Source organism: Sphingomonas sp. CCH15-F11 (assembly GCF_001557005.1).
Lineage (GTDB): Bacteria > Pseudomonadota > Alphaproteobacteria > Sphingomonadales > Sphingomonadaceae > Sphingomonas.
On sequence record NZ_LSKG01000069.1, the window covers coordinates 1 to 16644 of the forward strand.

Sequence of the window (16644 nt, forward strand, 5' to 3'; positions counted from 1 at the left end):
TCCCCGCACAGAATGTCGGGCAGGGCGCCCGCCAGCCACAGGTCGCGCAGGGCGGCGCGGGCGGCGCGGTGTGCAACACGGCCGAGCGGCTGTTCGCGTGCCGCGTGCTCGAATCGACCGAACAGACCTGGGAACCGATCTTCGCCGCACAGGGATCGCGCTATCAGGCGCCGACGCTCAATTTCTATCAGGGCGGGGCGCAATCGGGCTGCGGTGCCGCGTCATCGGCGGCGGGGCCCTTCTACTGCCCGCCCGATCAGGGGATCTATCTCGACACCAGCTTTTTCGACGAGCTCGCCAGCCGCTTCGGCGCGCGCGGCGACTTTGCCCAGGCCTATGTGATCGCGCATGAGGTCGGCCACCACATTCAGAACCTGACGGGCCAGGCGGCCGAAGTCAGCCGCGCGCAGGCGCGGCTCGGCCGCGCGGAGGGCAACGCCATGTCGGTACGGCTCGAGCTCCAGGCCGACTGCTATGCGGGCGTATGGGCGGCGCGCAACCGGTCGCGACTGGAACAGGGCGATATCGAGGAGGGTCTGACCGCGGCCAATGCGATCGGCGACGACACGCTGCAACGCCAGAGCCAGGGGACCGTAGTGCCCGACAGCTTCACCCACGGCAGCTCGGCGCAACGCGTGAAATGGCTGCGCATCGGCCTGCAATCGGGCGATCCGGCGGCGTGCGATACGTTCAGCGGCGCGATTTGAGCTGAGCGTCCTTGGTTTGGTCTGACCGAGCACCCGGTCGTCACCCCAGCGAAGGCTGGGGTCTCACGCCACTGGTGCGCTCGGTCGGCCCGAGGTGCCAGCTTTCGCTGGCACGACGGCACGCTGGAACGCCTAGACCCTGACCAGCATCTTGCCCATGTTCTGGCCGCTGAACAGGCCCAGGAACGCGTCGGGCATGTGTTCCAGTCCTTCGACCACCGTTTCCTCGCGCTGCAGCTTGCCCGCGGCGTGCCAGCCGGCCATGTCGCGGTAGAATTCGCCGGCGCGCGGCAGGAAGTCGCTGACCAGAAACCCCTGAATGCGGATGCGCGCCGCGATGGTGCGGGCGATGTAGCGCAGCTCGGTCGCCGCGCCGCTGTTGTAGATGTCGATCATCCCGCAGATCGCGAAGCGCGCGTTCAGCCGCGCATGGGCGAATGCGGCGTCGAGATGTTCGCCGCCGACATTGTCGAAATACACGTCGATGCCGTCGGGCGCGGCCTGGCCGAGCGCCTTTGCGACCGGCACGCCGGCCTTGTAATCGATGACGTGATCCGCGCCGAGTTCGCGCACCCACGCGCACTTGTCGGCGCCACCGGCCGACCCGATCACCGTCATGCCGCGCGCCTTGGCGATCTGGACGACGGTCGATCCGACCGCGCCGGCGGCCGCGGAAACGAACACCGTGTCGCTCGGCTCCGCGCTCGCCACCGCAAGCAGGCCGAAATAGGCGGTCAGCCCGGGCATGCCGAACTGGCCGAGAAACGCCTGCGGCGGAACGTCGATCGCCGGCAGCTTCTGGACCTCGCGCGCGTCGAGCACCGCTTCGTCGCGCCAGCCCGCCATGTGCTGAACCCAGTCGCCGACCGCGATGCCGTCGGCCGCGGACTCGACGACTTCGCCCACCGCGCCGCCCGTCATCGGCTCGCCCAGCGCATAGGGCGCGGCATAGCTCTTCACGTCGTTCATCCGCCCGCGCATGTACGGATCGACCGACAGCCAGCGATTGGCAACGCGGACCTGGCCCGGCGCGAGCGCGGGCAGCGTCACGTCGCGCAGGGCGAAATCCGCCATGACCGGCATTCCGGCGGGGCGGCGTTCAAGGTGCCAGGCTTGCGCCATTTCATTCTCTCCCAGTTCCGATGATCTTGTTCCCGCGGCTTTGGCCGTGGCCCGTCCGAAAAGCAATGCGATGCGGCATTCGCGATACGGTTCCGGGTCGCCATCTCGGGGGAAAAGCGAGGGAAACGGATCGCGCGGCGGGACGACGCGAAACCCCGTTGCGCGGCGGTCAAACTGTCGCTAGAGGGTGCGGCCTTCCGGCGTACCGGAAGGCGAGGGGCGGGGCTGTAGCTCAGATGGGAGAGCGCTGCAATCGCACTGCAGAGGTCAGGGGTTCGATTCCCCTCAGCTCCACCACCCCGCCGCACCGCGCGCCGACGTGCCCGCATTTCGATCCGGTGCGCGGGTGAGTGAATCGCCGCGCATCACGCTGCGGCAGCTCCGTTATTTCGTCACGCTGGCCGAAACGCTGCACTTCCGCCGTGCTGCCGAGCGGGAGAGCATTTCACAACCGTCGCTGTCGCTCCAGATCCAGCGGCTGGAAAGCGTCCTCGGGACGACGCTGGTCGAACGGGGCAACGGCCCCGTCGTGCTGACTCCCGTGGGGCGCGAGGTGCTCGAGCGCGCGCGCCGCGTCCTCGCCGATGCCAGCGAGATCGAGCAATTGCCGATGCAGTCCGACGACGGGCTCGGCGGGGTGCTGCGCCTGGGCGTCTCGCCGACCCTCGGCGCCTACCTTATGCCCCAGACGGTGGCTCAGCTTCACCGCGAGCATCGCAGCCTGCGCCTGCACGTCCGCGAGGGGCTGCCCGAAGACCTGATCGCGGCGCTGGTCGTCGGCGATCACGACATGGTGCTGGCGCAGCTCCCCGTCGCGGATGCGCGCGTCCAGGTCGAGCGGCTGTTCCGCGAACCGCTGCTCGTCGCGATGGCCGCTGACGATCCGCTGGCGCGCGCCGACCGGCTGGAGCCGTCAGACCTGGCGGGGCGCGGGCTGCTCACGCTTTCGCCGCAATACCGGCTGAGCGATCAGGTCCGCGCGATCGCCAACGCCGCGGGCGCGATCGTGCTGCGCGATTATGAAGGCACCAGCCTGGACGCGATCCGCCAGATGGCGGGCATGGGCATGGGGCTGGCGCTGCTGCCCGAGCTCTATGTCCGCCAGGAAATCCGGGGCGGGGAAGGGGAGGATGTCGTCGTGCGCCCGATCCGCGGCGGGCGATGGTATCGCGAGATCGGGCTGATCTGGCGTGTCGGCTCGGGACGCGCGCCAGCCTATCGGCGGATCGGCGCGGTCATTCAGCAGATCGTCGCGAATGCAGGGGTGCGGTGATGCGGATCGGCCTCGATAAGGGGACTGCGCAATAGGTTAATCCTATCGACAGGATAGTGGTATCGTGGTTGTCCCAATCATATAATGCGCGCATGTGCTGACGAGAGCGCAATATTTCACCAACCCGGGGAGACGGCATGGCGGCAAATGATGCACCCAAGCGCACGCTCGGCCTGAACGAGGTCTTTCGCTGGACCAACGAGATTCTGGCGCCCGACGGTGCCTATTTCCGGCTGGCGCTCATCTATGGCCTGGCGATCAGTCTCCTGACGCTTGCGACGCCAATCTCGGTCCAGCTGCTGATCAACAGTGTCGCGAACACCGCGCTGCCCGCACCGCTGTTCACGCTGGCGGGCGTCCTGCTGCTGCTGCTGTTGATCTCGGGCATCCTGTCGGCGTTCCGCACGCATCTGATGGCGCTGTTCGAGCGCCGGCTGTTCGCGCGGCTCGTGGCAGAGATCACCGTGCGCGCGGTTCACGCCCAGAACCCGTTCTTTGGTGACTCGCGTCGCGCCGATCTGTTCAACCGCTATTTCGACCTGGTCGTCATCCAGAAATCGGTGCCCAGCCTGCTGATCGGCGGCTTCACGATCATCCTGCAATCGGGCGTGGGGCTGGCGGTGACGTCGTTCTACCACCCGTTCTTCCTCGCCTTCAACGTCCTGCTGGTGTTCCTGGTCTTCGCGATTTTCCAGCTCTGGTCGGGCCGCGCGATGCGGACGGCGGTCAATCTCAGCCATTCCAAGCACAATACCGCCAAGTGGCTGGAAAGCGTCGGCGCCTCCAACGGCTTCTATAAATCCAGCCGGCACCTGTCGTTCGCGATGGACCGTTCGGAAAGCTTCACCGCGACGTGGATCGCCGACCATCGCCGGCATTTCCGCTACAGCTTCATTCAGACGGTCGCGCTGCTGCTGCTCTATGCGTTCGCCAGCGCGACGCTGCTCGCGCTCGGCGGCTGGCTGATCATCCAGGGGCAGTTGTCGATCGGCCAGCTGGTCGCGGCCGAACTCATCCTTTCGGGCGTGTTCTACGGGATCAGCCAGCTCGGCACCTATCTCGAGACCTTTTACGACCTCGTGGCGGGTCTTGAGGAAGTCTCGCTGCTCTACGCGATCCCGCAGGAAAAGATCATCGCCAACGCCGCAGCGCCCGAAAGCGGGGCGATCCGCCTGCGCGACGTCGAATTTGGCGGTGCGCGCTTCGACCTGGCCGTCGAAAGCGGCCAGCGGCTGGTGGTCATCGCCGAAGCGGGGGCCGACCATGCGATCGCGCGCCTGCTCAAGCGCCACGTCCAGCCCGATCGCGGCATCGTGTCGGTCGGCGGTGCCGACCTCGCCGCGCTCGACATGTACCTGCTGCGCTCCGACATCGTCGTTTATGAGCGCCCCACCATCGTCGAGGTCAGCATCCGCGAATATCTCAACCTCGCTTCGGCGACGGCGAGCGCCAGCGACACACTGGATGCGCTGGCGGTGGTCGGGCTCGACCAGCGGGTCGCGCAGCTGCCCGACGGGCTCGACACCGTGCTGTCCAGCTCCGGCTGGCCGCTGTCGATCAGCGAGGTGATGGCGCTCAAGCTCGCGGCGGGGCTGTTGATTCAGCCCAAGCTGATGATGCTGTCGTCGCTCTACGACGTGTTGCCGCCCGATCGCCTCGCGCGCGCGCTCGACCTGTTGCGCCCGGCCGGCACGACCGTGCTGCTGTTCACCAAGCGGCCCGAGGCGGTGAAGCTCGACGGTTATCTGTGGCTGGGCAACGAGCGCCAGCTGCGCTTCGCCACGCTTGACGATCTCCAGGAATATCTCGCTTCGGAGGCGGCCCATGCCCTTCCGCTCTGAACATATCGTCCATTTCAAGACGCTGGCGTCGCTCCATCCGCCACGCGTCACCCGCGCGCTGGCGATCATGATCGTGACGACGATTATCGTCACCACGCTGATCCTATGGCTCGTGCCGTGGGTCCAGACCGCGCCGGGGACGGGGCAGGTGATCGCGCTCGACCCGCGCGATCGTGTCCAGTCGATCACCGCCTTTGTCGGCGGCCGGGTCGATCGCTGGTATGTCCAGGACGGCAGCCAGGTGAAGGAAGGCGATCCCGTCGCGCGCGTCGTCGATCTCGATCCATTGCTGCTCAGCCGGCTGGCGGCCGAGCGCGCGCAGGTCGAGGCAGAGATCGCGGCGGCGGAACAGGCGATGAAGGTCGCGCAGCTCGACGTCGCCCGGTCGCGCGAACTGTTGGGCGAGGGCCTGATCGCGCGGCGCGACTATGAACTCGCGCAGATCAAGGTTGCCGAGATGCGCGCCAAGATCGCCAGCGTCAGCGCCAAGCTCAATCAGATCGACGTGTCGATCAACCGGCAGTCGGCCCAGATCGTCCGCGCCCCGCGCGCCGGCCGCATCCAGCAGATCAATCCGGCGGCGGGCGCGACGCTGGTCAAATCGGGCGACGTCCTCGCGACTTTCGCGGCGGAAACGCCTGACCGGGTGATCGAGCTGTATGTCGATGGTCGCGACATCGCGCTCATCCACCCGGGCCGGAATGTCCGTATCGAGTTCGAGGGCTTCCCCGCCTTTCAATTCTCCGGCTGGCCGACGCTCGCCCAGGGGTTGTTCGAGGGCCGCGTGCGCTCGATCGACCCTTCCGCTTCCGTCAACGGGCTGTTCCGCATCCTGATCGAGCAAAAGCCTGGCGCGGTGCGCTGGCCCGACGCGCGCTATATCCGCTTGGGCGCGAAGGTGCAGGGCTGGGTCCAGATGGAAACCGTGCCGGTCGGCTACGAGCTGTGGCGCCAGCTCAACGACTTCCCGCTCGAATTCCGCCGCCCGGCCGACGAACCGACCGGGAGCGCGGCCAAGGGCGATGCGGCGACAAAGAGTGGCAATGCCCCGGCTTATTGAGGCGAGCGGGCGCGGCGCGCTGGCGGCGGCGGCGGCGACGGCGCTGCTCCTCGCGACATCCGCCGCGCTGGCCCAGACGATCGCCCCGCTCCCCGCCACCGTCGCGCCCGCCGCGCCATTGCCGCCGGTGGCGGGCGTGCTGACGCTCGACCGCGTACTCGCCGGCTCCGCGCGCTTCGCCCCGCAGATCGTCGAGGCGTTGCAGCGCGCACGCGCCGCCGACGGGCGCTCGCTCGCGGCCGAAGGCGCGTTCGACACGGTGTTCTCCGCCGAAGGGCGAAGCCGCGTCGCGGGCTTTTATGACGGCACCTTTGTCGAAGGGAAGGTCTATCGCCCGCTGACCAGCAATGGCGGCCAGCTCTATGGCAGCTATCGCCTCTCCCAGGGCGATTTCCCGATCTATGAGGATCAATATTACACCAATAGCCTCGGCGAGGTGAAGGTCGGGGCGCTGTTCGCGCTGATGCGCGACCGGTTCATCGACGACCGCCGTTTCGGTGTCGATGTCGCCCGGCGCGAGGCTGACGCCGTGGCGCTGGAAGGGCGGATGGTCGCGATCGGCGTGCAGCGCCGGGCCATCGCCGCCTATCAGAACTGGGTGGCCGCCGGGCTGCGTCTCGCGGTCTATCGCGAGCTGCTGGCAGTCGCGAGCGAGCGGCAGGAAAATCTGGAGGGCCAGGTCGCGCGTGGGCTCCGCCCGGCGATCCTCGCGGTGGAAAACCGCCAGAACATCGTCCGCCGCCGGACGCTGGTGACGCAGACCGAGCAGCAGCTCGCCAACGCCGCCAACGCGCTGTCGCTCTACGTCCGCGATGCCGAGGGCAAGGCGGTGGTGCCGACCGCGGCGCAGCTGCCGTCCACGCTTCCCGCCATCCCCGCGACCCCGGCGATGACCGCGATCAGCGATCGTCCCGACATCCAGGCATTGGAGAACCGGCTGCAGCAGGCCGAACGCAAGCTGGCGCTCGAACGCAACAGTCTGCGTCCGCGCCTCGACGTTCGGGTCGAAGCGGGCAAGGACCTGGGCAACGTGGCCGAGGGTGGCCGGTCGCGCACCGCGGCGGAGGGGATTGTCGGCGTCACCTTCTCGGTCCCGCTCGAACAGCGCGGCGCGCGCGGCCGCATTGCCCAGGCCGAGGCCGAGATCGAGGCGGTTCGCGCCCGGCGACAACTGCTCGAGGATCAGATTCGCATCGAATTGAACGGGTTGGGCATCGATGTTCGCGGTGCGGGCGAACTGCTGTCGCTCGCGACGCAGGAAGCCGAGCTCGCCGAGCGGCTGGCGGCTGCGGAACGGCGCCGCTTTGCGCTGGGGGCGAGCGACCTGTTCCTGGTCAATCAGCGCGAGGAAACCGCCAACGACGCGCGGCTGCGGCGGGTGGAGGCCGAGTTCCGGCTGGCGGCTGCGCGCGCCGAGCTGGCGGCGGCGAGCGCCGACCTCGACGTGCTGGGGCTGCGCTGAGCCTTTGGCCGGATCACGGTTTTCGCTTCGCGTGGAGTGACGCTATGTCGCCACGATGACGTCGCCCGTTGCCCAGCCTCCGATTCCCGCCGCGACGCTGATCCTGTTTCGCGATCGCGCCGGCGCGCCGCCCGAACTGCTGTTCGTCGAACGATCGCCGGCGATGCGCTTTGCCGGCGGGGCGATCGTCTTTCCCGGCGGCCGGATCGACGCGGCGGACTATGCGCTCGCGCGCCTGCAGACAGACGACCATGCCGCGATGGTCGAGCGCGCCGCGCGCATCGCCGCGATCCGGGAGACGGCGGAAGAGGCGGGCGTCGCGGTCGGACTGACCGGCGAGGGCGATTTGTCGCGACTGCGCCGCGACCTGGCGGGCGGCATGGCGACGGGTGCGGCGCTGCATGACGCGGGATATGCGCTGGCGACCGACCGTCTGACCCCATTCGCGCGCTGGTGCCCCGATTTTCCGCATGCGCGCGTCTTCGACACCCGCTTCTACCTGGCGCGCGCACCCGATGACATGGCGATGCCGGAGGTCGACGGCACGGAAAATGTCCGCGTTTTCTGGGCGAGCGCGGCCGACATTCTGGACCAGGCCGACCGGGACGAGGTCCGTCTGATCTTCCCGACGCGCCGGACGCTGGAGCGACTGGCCGGCTATGCGTGCTTCGCCGATGCGTTGGCCGACGCCGCCGCATGGCCGATCCGCAAGATCACGCCCTGGGTCGAGCGGCGCGACGGGGTCGACATGCTCTGCATCCCCGACGATCTGGGCTACCCGGTGACCGCGTCGCCCGCCGATGCGGCGTTCCGGGCATGAAGGCGCTGCGCCGCGCCGCGCAGGCGGCGGTGGTCGCGGCGATCGTGCTGGGCGTGTTGTTCGCCGCCTATGCCTGGCTGCGCAGCCGGCCGCAGGACCTGCCATGGACGCCGCTCGACCTGGCGCAGCCGATCGGCATCGCGACCGGCGGCAAGCTGACCGCGCTCACGCGTGATTTCGCGCAATGCCGCGCGTTGCTCGACCAGGCAGGGGTGCGCTTTCAGCCGCTCGCTGCGGTGATGGAGGGTGCGTGCGGCTATGCCGACGGGGTCGAGCTGAAGCCGGGGGGCGCCCGCCGCATCGCTTTTCGCCCCGCGCGGCTGGGTATGGCTTGCCCCGTCGCCGCGTCGCTGGCGTTGTGGGAATGGCAGGTCGTTCAGCCCGCCGCCGAGCGCCACTTCGGAAGCAAGGTGACCGAGTTTCTTCACCTGGGCAGCTATAATTGCCGGCGGATGTACAGTCGGGAGACGGGACCGCTCAGCGAACACGCCACCGCAGACGCGGTCGACATCGCGGGTTTCGTCCTGGCCGATGGGCGCAGGATCACCCTGCTGGCGGACTGGGGTGATGCGGGGCCGGCGGGCGCATTTCTGCGCGATGTGCGGGATGGCGCGTGCGACCTGTTCGCGACGACGCTGTCACCCGAATACAATGCGGCGCATCGCGACCATTTCCACCTCGATCACGCCGATCGTGGCGCGATGCGCTGGCGGGCGTGCCGCTGACGACCGGCGGCAGGGTACCCGCGCTCAGTTCGGCAATGCGGTCGCGTCGATCTTTTCGACCCAGGCGGGATAAAAGGACGGCTGGCGCGTCGACCAGCCCGATGCAGTCGCCGCCGCTTCGCTGATCGACTGCAGCAGCCGCCGGCGAAGGTCGGGATGCAGGTGCGGCAGCGCCGCCGCCGAGCAGAAGGCCGCCGGCAGCCACGGACGCACTTCCGCACCGATCAGCCGTTCATAGAGGAAGCGATAGGCCGAGAAGTTGGTCAGGCGACCTTGGCCCAGATCGAAGGCCGAAATCGTGACCAAAGGCGCCATGAAGCTTTCGACCGCGTCGAGGCCACTGTCATCGGGCACCATCGCGCGAATGTCGGGAAGGCGTTCGTAAACGCGCGCCTGTGCGCGGATGCTTGCCGCCTCAACGACGTCGCGCGACCACAGGGTCATCGCATCGTCGCGATCGAGCCCGATGTCGAGCGAACGCCGCACGTAACGCTGCGTCCCCGCCGCGAACCCGGCAAATTCCTTCATTTCCGCCAGCGTCATTGCGCCTTGTGCTGGCTTGGACCGTGCACCCATTGCCTGCTCCACCCGCTCAAAATCCAACGGCATCAACATGCGCCCGAATGGTTAACCATGTCCTTAACCACTCTGACAGCCGTCATTCACTATCGAATCATACAAACTGCTGCGTTGCAACAAAATTTGCCCGTTGCGATGACGGGCGATCCAAAATGTCTGTGGATATTCGTGCTGCGCAACAAATTCGCAGGGGGTCGAACGGCTGGTCTTTCAACTCGGCGCGGGTCCGCGCGGGGTTCCATCCGGTCGTCGCCGGTTTCACACCGCTCGCCCGATAAGCAGGCCGCGCCCCCTTTTCCGGGGCCGCGCCGCCTGCTCAGATCGCGACGTCCAGGGATGGAACAGGCCGGGGGGTTTGAATGCAGCCGACGAAGATCCTTTCGCGCATGGTTCTGGTCGTGATGTGCACGATCGGCACGATCAGTCCCGCGGCCGCCCAGTTCTGGCAGTGCGCACCCTATGCGCGCGAGATTTCCGGCATCGAGATTTACGGCAACGCCGAAAGCTGGTGGGATCAGGCCGCCGGGCGCTACGATCGCGGCAACCGGCCGGTCGAAGGCGCGGTGCTCAGCTTTGCGCCGACGAAGCGGATGCGGCTGGGGCATGTGGCGATGGTCTCGCGCGTGATCAGCGACCGCGAAGTGCTGCTCACCCATGCCAACTGGTCGCGTCGCGGCGGTATCGAACGTGACGTGCGCGCGATCGACGTCTCGGCGGCGGGCGACTGGAGCGAGGTGCGCGTCTGGTATGCTCCGATGGGTGATCTGGGCATCAGCGCCTATCCGACCAATGGCTTCATCTACGCCCGGGCGCCGGGCGCGGATGCGATCCCGCAGGGCCTGGCGTCGGGCGGCGCGGAACGCGGTCAGGTACTCACTTTCGACTGAACGCACGCCGCGCCAGCGCGCTGCGTGCGTCCGGCGACCTCCGGTCTCAGGCTGCCTTGCCGGGCGCGAAGTTCAACGCCACGCCGTTCATGCAATAGCGCTGGCCCGTCGGGGCCGGCCCGTCGTTGAACACATGGCCGAGGTGCCCGCCGCACCGGCGGCAGACCACTTCGGTCCGCGGAAAGCCGAGCGAGAAGTCGCGCCGCGTCTTCACCGCATTGTTGAGCGGCGCCCAGAAGCTCGGCCACCCGGTGCCGCTCTCGAACTTGGTCGAGGAGGAGAAGAGCGGCAGCGCGCAGCCGGCGCAAGTGAACACGCCGGCGCGCTTTTCCTTGTTCAGCGGGCTGGTGAACGGACGTTCGGTGCCTTCCTGGCGCAGCACATAGAATTGCTGCGGGGTCAGCCGCTTCTTCCACTCGCCCTCGGTCAGGCTGACCTCGAAACGCTCGGTGCCCGAGCCCTCCGCCGCGGTGCAGCCCACCGCGAGCGCGGCTGCGCTGGTCCCGGTGATCTTCAGAAACTGGCGACGCAGAAAATTCATCATGGGTGTCCCTAACCGGATTGATGCCTCATATTCGTCGGGCGACGCAAAAAGGTTTCACGGCGTCGGATGCAACGCGTCGCGTTCGGCCGCGTTGGCGGGGCAGGGCGAAAATCGAACATCGGAAAGGCGGCACCATGCCACTGACACGCGACGAGGACATCCGCGCATTGCTCGAATCGGCACGCACCATCGCCATGGTCGGCGCCTCCGACCGGCCTGAGCGTGCATCGAACGGCGTGATGAAATTCCTCCAGGACCAGGGCTATCGCGTGATCCCGGTAAATCCGCAGATCACCGGCGAGCATGTCCATGGCGAGTTCGTATTTCGCGAGCTTGCCCAGATCGGCGTGCCGATCGACATCGTCGACATTTTTCGCAACTCGGCGGCGGCGGGCGAGGCGGTCGATGACGCGATCGCTGTCGGCGCGAAGGCGGTGTGGATGCAGCTTGGCGTCGTCAACGCGGATGCGGCGCAGCGTGCCGAGGCGGCCGGGTTGAAGGTCGTGATGGACCGCTGCCCGATGCAGGAGATTCCGAGGCTCGACGTCAGGCCGGTCGCTGGATGAGATAGTTCATCCGCGCGGATGCGATCGGACGGTCGCGATCGTCCTGCCACGCGATCGCCTCGACATTGGCGATTCGGGTGCCGACCCGGGTGACGATGCCGATTGCACGAGTCGGCTTGTCGCGGCCGCCGCGCATGAAATCGACGGTTACGTTGATCGGCTTCACCCGCGCGGGGTCGTCGCCGAGCGCGTGATAGAGTGCGACAATCGCCGCCATCTCGAGCAGGCCGCCAATTGCTCCACCATGGAGGAAACCCGGACGCCCGATCACGTCGCGGGTGAACGGCATGACGAGCACGGGCGCGCCGTCCGCAGCGACCGGCGCGTCGAACGTCAGGCCGAGCAGGTCGGCATAGGGCGGCAGCTTCATGACGGCATGTCCAGCAGCATGAAGGTGCCGGCGACATGCGCGATCGGATCGGCGCTGTCGCCGTCATGCGCCTGGCCGCGGACGAACGCGATCGACCGCGTCAGCCGATAGCATTCGCCGCGTCCGATCACGCTGTGGCCGGGGCGCGCGGCGCGCAGATAGTCGATGCGCAGGTCCATCGTCGCCTGCGGCGCGAACCTGCCCTGCTTCAACCACGCACCGATGCTCGTCGCCATGTCCATCAGCGTCAGGATCGGCCCCGATGCGATCACGCCCGTCGCGACATCGCCGATCAGCCGCGGATCATAGGGCAATGCCAGCTCGCACCAGTCGGCGCCGTGCGCGCGATATTCGATGCCGAGCGTGCGCCCGTGCCCGTCCGAACGCGCGGCAAAGAACCGGGCGGGGTCGAAATGGCGATCGGCGAGCGGCGGCGTTTCCATCATCCGGGCTGCTAGTGCGCCGGGCATTTGCGATCAAGCGGCGCGCACACCGTTCCGAAACGGACCAGTCGGCTGTGGCGGTGGGATGGCCGCAACGGCAGCGTCCCGCACGCCGCAGCCGGCTGCTGCGGCAGGCTGAAATCAAGGGGGAAATATCATGACCGACGCCGGAACTCGCCGGATCATCCGGGCGTGCGACATCGCCGACCTGGCGATGCCCGTCGCGACGCTGGGGGCGATCCGCACGTGCGAACGGATCGGCGACGACGTGTTCGAATCGACGATCAGCATTGCCGAGATCGTCTATGAGCTTCACCCGGACTGAGCCGAGCGCGACCCAGTGGCGCGACGGCGCGGCGCGTTCGCGCGAATGGGCCGCGTCCTGGGCGGCGGACGCTGAATGGCGGCAGCTGATCGCGCCCATCGACGCCGCTGGCACGCTGGCCGACCTTATGCCGGCGGCGCTGGCGCTGCTGCATGAACCTGGCTGGTTCGAGGCAATGGTCGCGCAATGGCTGGCGATCATCGTCGCCACGCCGCTCGCCGAGCCGCCGGTGCGATCGAGCCGCGACGCCGCGCGCCGAACGCTGCTGCTCCACGATGGCGCGACCGCCACGATCACCGCGACCGTGCTGCCCGACGGGGTCGCGCCGCCCGCCCGAGCGGGCGCGGGGCGCGTGGTGCGATCGGGGCGCTGGTCGGCGACCTGCTATCTGCGCGCTGGCGGCGTGCGCATCGAACGCTGGCGGCTTCGCTCCGATGTCCCGTGCCTCGTGCGAGAACCCGACCTGTTGCCCGCCGATCGTTCGGTCGTCGTCACCGACGGTCGAACCATGGCGCAACGCCTGGTGCAGCCGGTGCCGCAACCGACCGTCATGCTGTCGGTCAGCGCGCGTTTGGGGGCGGCGGCCAGTGTCCACGAGCATGATGCCGGTGACGGCAGCCTGATCCGCGTCGCGACCGCCGACGACGGGGCTGCGCGCAGCCAGATGCTGCTTCGGCTGCTGCGCGCGCTCGATCATCGTGGTGCGGCGGCGCAGTTCGACGCCGCCAGCCGAGGCGGGACCGCGTTTCTGCGGTGGGAGGCGATGCGCGAATGGCTGATGCTGGGTGATGCGACTGCGGTGACGCGCCTGGGCGAGGTGGCGGCTGACGACCCTGACCCCGATGTCCGCGCTGCCGCCGCCGCTACGCTGGCCCGCCTGCACGCCTGATGCCGCTCGTTCTGCCCCCGGGCGCGGGCGATCCGATCGGCCTGGAGGCGCTGGGCGACGCGCTGGCGACCGCGCGCCTCGACCCCCGCGACGACGATGCATTCGCGTCGCTCGGCCCCTTGCTTGCGCAGCTGGGGCGCAACCGCACCTTTATGGGCGATCTGGCGGTTGCCGAGCTGTCGGCGCGCGGCCGGGCGGCGGTGCCGCGCGGTGCGGGCTACGGCCCCCAGGTCATGATACTCCGTCCGTCCGATGGCCGCTTCCTGGTCCGCGCCAATTTCTGGCCCGCCGCCGAGGACGCGGTGCTGCGCGCCAGCGGCCCCGAAGCGTTCTTCTACGGCTTTCCCCATGATCACGACTTCGCGTTCCTGACCTATGGCTATCTGGGCCCGGGCTATTGGAGCGACTATTACGAGGCCGATCCGGCGCGGATCACGGGCGTCCCCGGCGCACCGGCGCACCTGCGCTTTGTCGAGCGTGCCCGGCTCGAACCGGGGCGGCTGATGCTTTATCGCGCGCACCGCGACGTGCATGTTCAGGCGCCGCCGGATGCATTCTCGCTCTCGCTCAACATCCTGCGCCACGATCCCGGCCAGCCCTGGCGCGACCAGTACCGCTTCGACATCGCCGGCAATCGGGTCGCCGCCAATCTGAGCATGACGAGTGCCGAGGCGCTGGTTGCGATCGCCGCACAGCTGGGCGGTAATGGCACCGATATCGCGGCGTATCTGTTCCGCACGCATCCATGCGCGCGGATGCGGGTGACCGCGCTCGACGCGCTGATCGCGGCGTCGGGCGGTGAGGACGCGCTCGCCTGGGCCGAAGCCGGCGCGCGCGCGACCGACGCCCGCGTCGCCGGCCACGCCGAACGATGGATCGCGCGGGCCTTGCAACGCAACGGTTGACGACGCATCGTCGGCCCGGCTGCACGGGGAGCGGGATGATGAGCGAACAGCGCGTGACGATCGATCTGGTGGACGGCGTCGCCGATGTGCGGCTGGCCCGGCCCGACAAGATGAACGCGATCGATCCGGCGATGTTCACCGGCATTTGCGACGCGATCGACCGGCTGGGGACGATGGCGGGCGTGCGCGCGGTGGTGCTGTCGGGCGAGGGGCGCGCGTTCTGCGCGGGGCTCGACATGGCCAGCATGGCGACCGGCGGCTCGGGCATCGACCTGGATCGTCGCCCCTGGGGCGATGCCAATATCGTGCAGCAGGTCGCGTGGGGGTGGCGGACGCTGGCCGTGCCGGTGATCGCTGCCGTCCACGGCCTTGCGTTCGGCGGCGGGTTCCAGATCCTGTCGGGTGCCGATATCCGCATCGCGGCGCCGGGCACGCGGCTGTCGATCATGGAGATGAAATGGGGGATCGTGCCCGACATGGCGGGCTTCGCGCTGTGGCGCACCACCGTCGCCGACGATGTCCTGCGCGAGCTTACCTACACCGCGCGTGAATTCAGCGCGGAGGAAGCGGTGGCCATGCGTTTCGTTACCCGCATCGCCGATGATCCGCATGGCGAGGCGATGGCGCTGGCACGGGCGATTGCGGCGCGCAATCCGCTGGCGATCCGCGCGGCCAAGCGGCTCGCCAATCTGGCCGCGGATGCCGATGCTCCGACGATCCTGAAGGCCGAAAGCGACGAACAGCGCCGGCTGATGCGCTCACCCAATCAGGTCGAGGCGGTGATGGCCAACATGCAGAAGCGCGCGCCGGTGTTCGCCGACTGACCCTGGCGCTGGCGGATCGGGCTCAGTAGCGGCTGAGCTCGACCGGCAGCTTGCGATAGCCGTGGACGAAGCAGGCACCGATCCGTTCGGGCGCGCCGACGACGTTGACGCGCAGCCGGCGCTTGGCCATTTCCTCCATCAAAATGCCGATCTGCAGCTCGGCCAGCCGCGCACCGACGCAGCGATGGATGCCGTGCCCGAACGCCAGATGCCGGCGCGCATTGGGGCGATCGACGCGGATCGAATCGGCGTCCTCGAACACGCTTTCGTCGCGATTGGCCGAGACGTACCACAGCGCGATCTTGTCCCCGGCCTTGATCTGTTGCCCTGCCAGCACCGTGTCCTGCGTCGCGGTGCGGCGCATGTGGCTGAGCGGCGTCTGCCAGCGGATGATTTCCTGCACCGCGTTGGGGATCAGCGCCGGATCGGCCTCCAGCTTGGCGCGCTCGTCGGGGAATTGATCGAGACCATAGGCAAAGGCAGTCATCGAGTTGCGCGTCGTGTCGTTGCCGCCGACGATCAGCAGGATCAGGTTGCCCAGAAACTCGTTGGGCTCCATTTCCGCCATCGCGTCGGAATGCAGCATCATCGAAATCAGGTCGGGCGTCGGATCCTTGCCGATCTTCGATTGCCACAGCTGGCCGAAATAGGCGGCGCATTCATACAGGTGCTTCAGTCGCTCCTGGCGCTTTTCCGCATCCTTGACGATTTCGATGTCGCCTGCCCAATCGGACCAGAAGGTCAGCTTGCGCCGGTCCTCCCACGGAAAGTCGAACAGGATCGCCAGCATTTGGGTGGTGAGCTCGATCGAGACGTTGTCGACCCAGTCGAACGTCTCGCCCACCGGCAGCGCGTCGAGGATCTCGGCGGTGCGCTGGCGGACGTTGGGATTGAGGCGGATCATCTCGCTCGGGGTGAAGGCCGGGGCCACCGTGCGCCGCTGGCCGGTATGCTTGGGCCGATCCATGGCGATGAACATCGGCATCCGCACGTCACCCTCCTGCAGGTCGGCGACGGTGATCCCGGCGACCTCGGAGGAATAAAGGTCGGGCAGCGATTCCACCTCGACGATATATTTGTAGTTCGACACCGACCAGTAGGGCCCGAAGTCGCTGCTCGCGCAATAATGGACGGGCGCATCAGCGCGCAGCTTGCGGAACGGTGCATGCCAGGTGTCGTCGCGATACAGCTCGGGCCGCGTCACGTCGAACGGGTCCGCCGCTGTCCCGGCTTCAGTCTCGGTCGCAATCGTCGCCATGCTGCCTCTCCTCTGTGCGAAGAGAAGGGCTAGCTGACACGAAT

General features: G+C 68.0%; 19 protein-coding genes and 1 tRNA gene. 14 read left to right on the plus strand and 6 right to left on the minus strand.

Translation table 11 applies throughout. The features are described 5' to 3' along the window. A partial coding sequence (gene ypfJ / locus AX709_RS06390; protein ID WP_066547999.1) for a KPN_02809 family neutral zinc metallopeptidase occupies nt 1-707 on the plus strand: 707 nt, incomplete at its 5' end. A 132-nt stretch (nt 708-839) separates the two neighbouring features. Here ypfJ and AX709_RS06395 read toward each other — a convergent pair. After that, nucleotides 840-1829: an NADP-dependent oxidoreductase gene (locus tag AX709_RS06395; protein WP_082731659.1), complete on the minus strand. Its 990-nt coding sequence runs from the start codon at nt 1827-1829 to the stop codon at nt 840-842. A gap of 221 nt (nt 1830-2050) precedes the next feature. On the opposite strand from AX709_RS06395, the gene AX709_RS06400 reads away from it, so the two are divergent. The 7 genes from AX709_RS06400 to AX709_RS06430 all read left to right on the plus strand — a co-directional run bounded on the left by AX709_RS06400 (nt 2051) and on the right by AX709_RS06430 (nt 9010). After that, nucleotides 2051-2126, plus strand: a tRNA-Ala gene (locus tag AX709_RS06400). A gap of 49 nt (nt 2127-2175) precedes the next feature. Beyond that, on the plus strand, nt 2176-3102 hold the full coding sequence (locus AX709_RS06405) for a hydrogen peroxide-inducible genes activator (RefSeq protein ID WP_066476692.1): 927 nt from the start codon (nt 2176-2178) through the stop codon (nt 3100-3102). Nucleotides 3103-3239: 137 nt separating this feature from the next. Then, on the plus strand, nt 3240-4943 hold the full coding sequence (locus AX709_RS06410; protein ID WP_066476689.1) for an ABC transporter ATP-binding protein: 1704 nt from the start codon (nt 3240-3242) through the stop codon (nt 4941-4943). Further along, nucleotides 4927-6003, plus strand: a complete 1077-nt coding sequence (locus AX709_RS06415; RefSeq protein WP_066476686.1) for an efflux RND transporter periplasmic adaptor subunit — start codon at nt 4927-4929, stop codon at nt 6001-6003. Before AX709_RS06410 ends, AX709_RS06415 begins: the two co-directional genes overlap by 17 nt. After that, entirely contained in the window at nt 5987-7465 is a 1479-nt protein-coding gene (locus AX709_RS06420; RefSeq protein ID WP_156437622.1) for a TolC family protein, read from the plus strand. The genes AX709_RS06415 and AX709_RS06420 overlap by 17 nt, the downstream gene beginning before the upstream one ends. A 55-nt stretch (nt 7466-7520) precedes the next feature. After that, a complete protein-coding gene (locus AX709_RS06425; protein WP_066548002.1) occupies nt 7521-8285 on the plus strand; it encodes an NUDIX hydrolase in 765 nt (254 codons plus the stop codon). Continuing rightward, the gene (locus AX709_RS06430; protein WP_066548004.1) at nt 8282-9010 is read left to right on the plus strand and encodes an extensin-like domain-containing protein; all 729 of its coding nucleotides are present in this window, start codon (nt 8282-8284) and stop codon (nt 9008-9010) included. Before AX709_RS06425 ends, AX709_RS06430 begins: the two co-directional genes overlap by 4 nt. A gap of 24 nt (nt 9011-9034) precedes the next feature. Here AX709_RS06430 and AX709_RS06435 read toward each other — a convergent pair whose 3' ends face one another. After that, nucleotides 9035-9586, minus strand: a complete 552-nt coding sequence (locus AX709_RS06435) for a hypothetical protein (protein ID WP_066476677.1) — start codon at nt 9584-9586, stop codon at nt 9035-9037. 362 nt (nt 9587-9948) lie between these two features. Between AX709_RS06435 and AX709_RS06440 the strand changes: the two genes are divergently transcribed. After that, the gene (locus AX709_RS06440; protein WP_066548007.1) at nt 9949-10476 is read left to right on the plus strand and encodes a CHAP domain-containing protein; all 528 of its coding nucleotides are present in this window, start codon (nt 9949-9951) and stop codon (nt 10474-10476) included. A 46-nt stretch (nt 10477-10522) separates the two neighbouring features. Here AX709_RS06440 and msrB read toward each other — a convergent pair whose 3' ends face one another. Continuing rightward, nucleotides 10523-11017, minus strand: a complete 495-nt coding sequence (gene msrB / locus AX709_RS06445) for a peptide-methionine (R)-S-oxide reductase MsrB (protein WP_066476711.1) — start codon at nt 11015-11017, stop codon at nt 10523-10525. Nucleotides 11018-11154: 137 nt separating this feature from the next. Between msrB and AX709_RS06450 the strand changes: the two genes are divergently transcribed. After that, nucleotides 11155-11586 (plus strand): CoA-binding protein, encoded by a 432-nt coding sequence (locus tag AX709_RS06450; protein ID WP_066476672.1) that lies wholly within the window; start codon nt 11155-11157, stop codon nt 11584-11586. On the opposite strand, the gene AX709_RS06455 is transcribed toward AX709_RS06450, so the two are convergent. Further along, nucleotides 11567-11956 (minus strand): PaaI family thioesterase, encoded by a 390-nt coding sequence (locus tag AX709_RS06455; RefSeq protein ID WP_066476669.1) that lies wholly within the window; start codon nt 11954-11956, stop codon nt 11567-11569. The genes AX709_RS06450 and AX709_RS06455 overlap by 20 nt on opposite strands. After that, nucleotides 11953-12426 carry a PaaI family thioesterase gene (locus tag AX709_RS06460; protein WP_231726047.1) on the minus strand — a complete coding sequence of 158 codons (474 nt, stop codon included), beginning with the start codon at nt 12424-12426 and terminating at the stop codon, nt 11953-11955. The genes AX709_RS06455 and AX709_RS06460 overlap by 4 nt, the downstream gene beginning before the upstream one ends. A gap of 130 nt (nt 12427-12556) precedes the next feature. Here AX709_RS06460 and AX709_RS18560 point away from each other — a divergent pair, with 130 nt between their 5' ends. From AX709_RS18560 to AX709_RS06475, 4 genes are read left to right on the plus strand one after another with little or no spacing between them, the layout of a single operon-like run. Further along, nucleotides 12557-12724, plus strand: coding sequence for a hypothetical protein (locus AX709_RS18560; RefSeq protein WP_156437621.1), 168 nt, complete (start codon nt 12557-12559; stop codon nt 12722-12724). Next, nucleotides 12705-13613, plus strand: coding sequence for a hypothetical protein (locus AX709_RS06465; RefSeq protein WP_066548010.1), 909 nt, complete (start codon nt 12705-12707; stop codon nt 13611-13613). The genes AX709_RS18560 and AX709_RS06465 overlap by 20 nt, the downstream gene beginning before the upstream one ends. Beyond that, on the plus strand, nt 13613-14518 hold the full coding sequence (locus tag AX709_RS06470) for a hypothetical protein (RefSeq protein ID WP_066548013.1): 906 nt from the start codon (nt 13613-13615) through the stop codon (nt 14516-14518). Before AX709_RS06465 ends, AX709_RS06470 begins: the two co-directional genes overlap by 1 nt. A gap of 35 nt (nt 14519-14553) precedes the next feature. Next, complete coding sequence (locus tag AX709_RS06475; RefSeq protein ID WP_443026153.1) at nt 14554-15342, plus strand: crotonase/enoyl-CoA hydratase family protein; 789 nt, start codon at nt 14554-14556, stop codon at nt 15340-15342. Nucleotides 15343-15364: 22 nt separating this feature from the next. On the opposite strand, the gene AX709_RS06480 is transcribed toward AX709_RS06475, so the two are convergent. Next, a complete protein-coding gene (locus AX709_RS06480; protein ID WP_066548015.1) occupies nt 15365-16600 on the minus strand; it encodes a cytochrome P450 in 1236 nt (411 codons plus the stop codon). Nucleotides 16601-16644: the final 44 nt, after the last annotated feature.